Origin of the sequence: Streptomyces sp. SID3343 (assembly GCF_009865215.1) — a bacterium.
Classification (GTDB): domain Bacteria; phylum Actinomycetota; class Actinomycetes; order Streptomycetales; family Streptomycetaceae; genus Embleya.
This window is the reverse complement of sequence record NZ_WWJX01000843.1, coordinates 1-6,190: the sequence shown is the minus strand read 5'-3', so window position 1 is coordinate 6,190 and position 6,190 is coordinate 1. Positions and strand designations below refer to the sequence as shown.

The window sequence follows — 6,190 nt, the reverse complement described above, 5'->3', positions numbered from 1 at the left end:
GAGGTGGTCGGGTTCCGCGACGGCGCTCGTGGCGGGCGCGAGCGCCGCGAGCGTGCACACCGCCGCGAGCAGCCCCGCGCCGAAGGAGAGACGACGGGACGTACGACGGCCGATGGCGCTGTGCATGGAGATGGACCCCCGGTGGGCTGCTGCTCTTGGTACCGGACGGTGGCAAACGGCCCGGCACGGCCCGCGGTTCTCGGGTCACGCGGGGCCGTGTGCACGGCGAAGTCCGGCAGCTCCTCAATGCGGATGCTAGCGCTCACAGCGAGCGACCGGGAGAGCCGATCATCGGAAGATCAGCCGATGAAACGAGTCGCCCGGGCCACCTGTGCGGGGACGGCCCGGCAAACCTGACCATCCGTCAGATATCCCTGCCGGCCCGGATCGAAGCGGCGGCGCGGCGGGGGCGCGGGACGGGGATCGGGCGCGGCGCGGCGAAGACGTCGGGGGGCAGGTCGACGGGAGCGTCGGGCCGACCGGACGTGCGTGCGGCGCGGCCGGACCGTTGGTCGTGCGGCCGCCCGGTCGGGGTCGGCCGGCGGTCGTCGGTTCGGCCGGTGGGTCGGGTCCAATCCGCCCCGTCACGGGAGTCCGCGCCGAGGAAGGGGGCGAGCACGGCGGTCGCAACCACGAAGACGACGAGGGACCACGCGACATAGACGTTCACGGCACACTTCCTGCCCGGATCGGAAATCGGCCCCCGATCTTCGAGGCCAGTTCCCATCCTGATCTTCAGTGGCCTGATCGATAAGAGCCAATTCGATTCGAGTGGACTGGGTTCGGTCGGGCGCAGGTATCGGATCGGGCGATCCTTCGGCACGGACGACGGCGACGGGGCATCGTGGCCTCAAGCTCCCGCCGGGCCCGGGACGGCGCCGGCGGGGCCGCCGACGGCGCGCGCCTCCCCCCAGCACGCCGTCGAGGAAGACGGGCCCGCGAGCAATCCCCCCGCTCGCGGGCCCGTCGCCCCACCCGTCACAGCGCCGGCTAGGCGCGCAGCGCGGCGACCACGTCCCGGATCCGCGCGTCGGCCGAGGGATCGGCGGGCAGCGGCACGGTGACCGCGTCGGCCAGGCCGCCCCAGCGCTCGCGGATCAGGTCGGGCAGGTCCGCGTACGACGCCATCGGCACGAGGGTGTCCAGGACCTCGTCGGTGACGTGGGCGCCGAGCCGGTCCCAGCCGTCCTGACGGATCATCGACTGCAGCCGTTCCTGCAACTCGCCCCACCCGTACAGGTCGAGCGTGGGGCGATACGCGGGCGTGGAGTACAAGAACGCGAACAGGCGGCGCTGTCGCTCGCGTTCGAGATCGAGCGCGGCGCGGGTCGCACCGGCGATCACCTGGGTACCGGCGGTCAATTCGAACGCTCGGGGCAGGTCGGCCCCGGACCGGCTCGCCCGCGCCGCGCCCTCGGCCACGGCCGGGCGGGCCACCGTCGCCAGGTAGCGCGGGCTGGAATTGGTCGGGTGGGTCACCAACCCGTCCGCGACCTCCCCCGCGAGCGCGCACATCGCGTGACCGACGCCGCCGAGCAGGATCGACGGTGGCGCGGTCTCCGGATCGGGACCCGGGTTGAAGTAGGGCTGCATACGGGTGAGTCGGTAGTGCTCGCTCTCGTACGCGGGCGCCGCCCCGGTCGCGAACGCGTCGAACGCGGCCCGGACCGCGCCGACGTAGTCGCGCATCCGGGCCACCGGAGCCGACCACGGCATGCCGTGGCGCTCCTCGATGTTCTGCCGGACCTGCGTGCCCAGGCCGAGCCGGAACCGGCCGCCGGAGAATCGGGCCAGATCCCACGCGTTGTACGCGGTGAGCAGCGGCGAGCGCACGAACGCGAGCGCCACCGACGTGCGGACCGTGATTCGCTCGGTGTGTTCCAGGGCCAGCAGCGCGACCGCGAACGCGTCGTGCACGGTCTCGGCGACCTGGAGGCCGTCGAATCCGGCCCGTTCCACGCGGCGCGCGTGCGCGGCCACGTCGCGCAGCGGCAGGCGCGGATCCATCCCCGTGTAGACCTTCACGCGGGCAGAACGGGGAACGCCTCGCCGACCCATTGCTCGGACAGCGTCCACAGGCGCGCGGCGTCGGCCTCGTCGAGGGCCCACGGGGCGTGCTCGGCGCTGATCGCGCAATCCGCGAGGTACACGCCGCCGACGTCGGCGAGTTCGGGCGCGGTCGCGGCCCACACCTGGGTCGCGGCGCCGGCCGGGATGGACTTGAACGCGGGCATGTGCGCGGCGGTGACCTTCTTGTGCAGGTCGCGGCCGGCGTCGCGGGTCATGTAGCGGCCGAGGTTGGTGGCGATCATGCCCGGGTGCACGGCGTAGGCGCGCACGCCGTGCGCGCGCAGGCGGCGGTCGAGTTCGACGGTGAACAGGATGTTCGCGGTCTTGGACGCGCCGTACGCCTTCCAGGGGTGGTACTCCTCGGGAGCGCTTTCGTAGTGGGGGTCGTCCCAGCGAACGCCCGAGGAGACGTGTCCGGCCGAGCTGAGGTTGACCACCCGGGCACCCGCCCGCAGCGTCGGCGCGAGCAGCGCAGTGAGCAGGAAGTGGCCGAGGTGGTTCGTGCCGAACTGCGTCTCGAAGCCGTCGGCGGTGCGGCCGAACGGCGTGGCCATCACGCCGGCGTTGTTGATCAGGAGGTCGACGGCTGGGTAACGCTCGGTGAGTTCGGCGGCGCCGGCGCGGACCGAGGCCAGCGAGGTCAGGTCGAGCACGACGTGGTCGACCTTGCCGGGCAGGTCGGCGACCGCCTCGTGGCCCTTGTCGTGGTCGCGCGCGGTCAGCACGACGTGTGCGCCGGCCCCGGCGAGCACGCGTACGGTTTCCCGGCCGAGGCCGGACGTGCCGCCCGTGACCACCGCCGTGCGGCCGGAGAGGTCGAGGCCGGCGACGAGTTCGTCGGTGGTGGTTTCGGGTCCGTGGGACATGACACGCTCCGCTTCAGATGCTTGACTTTGTTTAGCACTATGGAGCGTGGGTGTCGCCTTGGCAAGGGCGTTCGAGGCGAAGGTGACGAGGCGTCAGGTCGGCCGGATCCGCCGCCGTTCGGCGGCCACCCGACCGCGGCGGCACGGGTGTCCACGCCGAGCTTCGCCGCGAGACGTCCGCGTCGGCGTCGGTGTCCGTGTCCGTGTCCGCGTCGGTGCGGTCGGGTTCGCCGAGCAGGAGGGGCGGCAGGTCGCCGTGGTGGTCGTCGACCGCTCGGGGCGACGAGGGTCGTGCTCAAGGGCGACGGCGCGGCCCGCGACCCGAGGGGCCGGCGGCGCCGCAAGGCGTTCACGGCCGTGTCCTGGAACGCGCCGACCTACGCGCTCGTTGCAGCGGCCGGCCGGACCCGGTCGCAACGATCCGCACGTTGTCCCGGCCGGCGCGGTGCCGGTCGCGGTGGACGGCGCCCCGATCGGGGGCATCGGCGTGGCGGATGCCCCCGGCGGCGACTTGGACGAGAAGTACGCCGCCGAGGGCCTCAAGGCCATCGCGGGTCGGCCGAGGTAGCCCCGCACGACGCGGGACGAAGCCGGGTGGGTCGCCCCTCGCGTGGGGTGCCGGGCCGGTCGCCCCTCGCGCGAGGCGACGAGACCGGGCTGGAGCACGGTGTCGGGGGCGACGATCTCACTCCGGCATCCCGAGCCGGTCGACTCCCGTGTGGGTCGACCGGCCCGGATGCGGCGGAGACGATTCCGGGCCGAAGGGCGCACAGGCCGGTTCGGCGTTCCACGGCCCCGGGATCGTTCGTGCGTGCGGCCCCGCGTTCGAGGGGGTGCGGGTCCGGACGGACGGTGGTGCGGTGACTCGCGGGCGGCCGGGGTGGGACGCCCCGGGGAGGTCAGCCGACGAGCATCGTGCCCTCCTGGTTGAACACCGCGCTCTGGAAGGGCAGCAGGAGTTGGGCCGGCAGGAAGCTGTCGGGCATCAACGGCTCCCGGGGAGTCTGCGCGGCCCGCGCCGCAGGGATGTACAGCGATGCCATCGAGCCGAGAATGATCGCGGTAACGATCACGGCAGCCCTGCGAAATCCGTGCTTGACCATGGAATTGCCCTTCACCATCGGGACGTCGGGGGAACGAATCGGCGTCCCGCCGTGTTCGGAATTCCGGACACGGCTCCGCCGCGCCGCCCGGGGATTTCATGGCGGCGGGGCAACTCTAGGGTTTTGTCGGCACAGGAAAAGGCGCCGTTCGCCCTCTCGGGTGACGACATCAGTTGGCCCAGGGCTCAGGACACGCAATTTCACTCGGAAGGGTGAGGATTGTGCGCCTGCGCGCTCACCCACGTGTCCATGTCCCGACCCGGGCGTTATGCGGGCCTGTGCGCGACCCCGTCCGTCGACGTCGGGGCGAGTCGATCGCGCAGCCACCGGTAGGACGCGCGGGGGGTGCGGGTGCCGCTCGGGAAGTCGACATGGATCAGCCCGAAGCGTTGGTGATAGCCCTCGGCCCATTCGAAGTTGTCCATGAGGGACCACACGAAATAACCGCGGACGTCGATTCCCGCTTTGACCGCCGCGGCGACGGCCGCGATATGCCCGTCGAGGAACGCGATGCGTTCGACGTCGTCGTCGCCTTCCGCGGTCGAACAGCCGTTCTCGGTGATCCAGATCGGTGGGAGCGCGTCCCGATAACGCTCGCCGAGTCCGGTGAGCAGGGTGGTCAGGCCCTCGGGAACCACGGGCCAGTCGAACGCGGTGCGCGCGACGCCGGTGATCTCCACACTCGTGAACGGCAACGGCGAGTCGGGCTCGCCCTCGGCGATCAGGGTCGGGTTGTAGTAGTTCACGCCCAGGCCGTCGATCGAGCCGCCGATCAGGTCGAGATCGCCCGGCTCGACGAACGGCAGCGCGGTGCTGTCGTGGCCGTAGGCGCTCAGGTCGGGGTAGCGGCCGAGCAGCAGGGGGTCGGTGAACAGGCGGTTGTGCAACGTGTCGTACGCGTCGGCGGCGGCGCGGTCGGCCGCCGTGTCGCTCGCGGCGGTGACCGGCGTCAGGTTGTTCGAGACCAGGACACGTTCCGCGCCGTGCTCGCGCAGCACGCGGGCCGCCAAGGCGTGCCCGAGCAGTTGGTGATGCGCGGCGGGCAAGGCGTCCAGGAGCAGCGCGTGTCCCGGTGCGTGCACGCCCAGGGCGTAGCCCCACGCCATGTGGATGAACGGCTCGTTGAGCGTGATCCAGGTGCGCACCCGGTCGCCCAGGCGGGCCGCGACGTGTCCGGCGTACTCCGCGAAGCGCTCGGCGCTGTCCCGGGCGAGCCAGCCGCCGGCGTCCTCCAGGGCCTGTGGGAGGTCCCAGTGGAAGAGCGTGGGGGTGGGCGTGATGCCGCGGGCGAGGAGCGCGTCGACGAGGCGGTCGTAGAAGTCCAGGCCGGCCGCATTGGGCGCGCCGCGACCGTCGGGCTGGATCCGCGGCCACGCGACGGAGAAGCGGTACGCGTCGACGCCCAGGTCGGCCATCAGCGCGACGTCCTCGGCCCAGCGGTGGTAGTGGTCGCACGCGACCGCGCCGGTGTGCCCGTCGCGCACTCGACCGGGCTCGGCGCAGAACGTGTCCCACACGGACGGACCGCGGCCGTCCTCGGTCACCGCGCCCTCGATCTGGTAGGCGGCCGTCGCGGTTCCCCACGTGAAGCCGGCGGGCAGATCCCAGGGGGTGGCGGGGGTCGTCATGGCGGCTCCAGGGCAGGTGACGGGCGGGTGTCTCGCGTCGAACGCGGCCCATGATGGCCCGCCGGGAGAGTGTGGTCCAGGGACGATCCGGTTATCCGTACATCGTTTCCTCGGCTAACAATTAGAATGGTTGGCTATGACAACCCGACCTTCGCCCGGCGACTCCGAACAGGGTTGGCTGCGCCGCCTGATGGCGGCCTCGTGGCAGCATCGGACCAGCGTTTTGATCGCGTTCGGCGCGTCGCTGCTGGGCATGGGCGTGACCGCTCTGGTCCCGCTCGTCCAGCGCAAGGTGGTCGACGACGCGGTCTCCGGACAGGTCGGCGACCTCGTTCCGCTGTCGATCCTGTTGGTGGGCGCGGCGTTGGTGACGTTCGCGTGCTCGTTCGCGCGGCGCTACGTCGCGGGCAAGCTGTCCCTGGACGTGCAGTACGACCTGCGCACCCGCATCTTCGGTGCCCTCTCGCGCCTGGACGGGGCCCGCCAGGACGAGTTGCAGACCGGGCAGATCGTCAGTCGGGGC

General features: G+C 72.1%; 7 protein-coding genes. 2 read left to right on the top strand and 5 right to left on the bottom strand.

The window, feature by feature from the left end:
- Positions 1 to 364: 364 nt before the first annotated feature.
- The 3 genes from GT354_RS26345 to GT354_RS26335 all read right to left on the bottom strand — a co-directional run bounded on the left by GT354_RS26345 (position 365) and on the right by GT354_RS26335 (position 2,936).
- The gene (locus tag GT354_RS26345) at positions 365 to 670 is read right to left on the bottom strand and encodes a hypothetical protein (protein ID WP_161358865.1); all 306 of its coding nucleotides are present in this window, start codon (positions 668 to 670) and stop codon (positions 365 to 367) included.
- 320 nt (positions 671 to 990) lie between these two features.
- The gene (locus GT354_RS26340; protein ID WP_161358864.1) at positions 991 to 2,025 is read right to left on the bottom strand and encodes a TIGR03617 family F420-dependent LLM class oxidoreductase; all 1,035 of its coding nucleotides are present in this window, start codon (positions 2,023 to 2,025) and stop codon (positions 991 to 993) included.
- Entirely contained in the window at positions 2,022 to 2,936 is a 915-nt protein-coding gene (locus GT354_RS26335) for an SDR family NAD(P)-dependent oxidoreductase (protein WP_161358863.1), read from the bottom strand. The genes GT354_RS26340 and GT354_RS26335 overlap by 4 nt, the downstream gene beginning before the upstream one ends.
- A 46-nt stretch (positions 2,937 to 2,982) precedes the next feature.
- Between GT354_RS26335 and GT354_RS54510 the strand changes: the two genes are divergently transcribed.
- A complete protein-coding gene (locus GT354_RS54510; RefSeq protein WP_346012181.1) occupies positions 2,983 to 3,504 on the top strand; it encodes a heme-binding protein in 522 nt (173 codons plus the stop codon).
- 331 nt (positions 3,505 to 3,835) lie between these two features.
- Here the strand turns inward: GT354_RS54510 and GT354_RS26325 are convergent, their stop codons facing one another.
- Both GT354_RS26325 and GT354_RS26320 read right to left on the bottom strand, forming a co-directional pair.
- Positions 3,836 to 4,054, bottom strand: coding sequence for a hypothetical protein (locus GT354_RS26325; protein WP_237535472.1), 219 nt, complete (start codon positions 4,052 to 4,054; stop codon positions 3,836 to 3,838).
- A gap of 251 nt (positions 4,055 to 4,305) precedes the next feature.
- On the bottom strand, positions 4,306 to 5,667 hold the full coding sequence (locus tag GT354_RS26320; RefSeq protein ID WP_161358860.1) for a GH1 family beta-glucosidase: 1,362 nt from the start codon (positions 5,665 to 5,667) through the stop codon (positions 4,306 to 4,308).
- 136 nt (positions 5,668 to 5,803) lie between these two features.
- Between GT354_RS26320 and GT354_RS26315 the strand changes: the two genes are divergently transcribed.
- Positions 5,804 to 6,190: ABC transporter transmembrane domain-containing protein (locus tag GT354_RS26315; RefSeq protein WP_161358859.1), on the top strand; the 387-nt coding region annotated here is incomplete at its 3' end.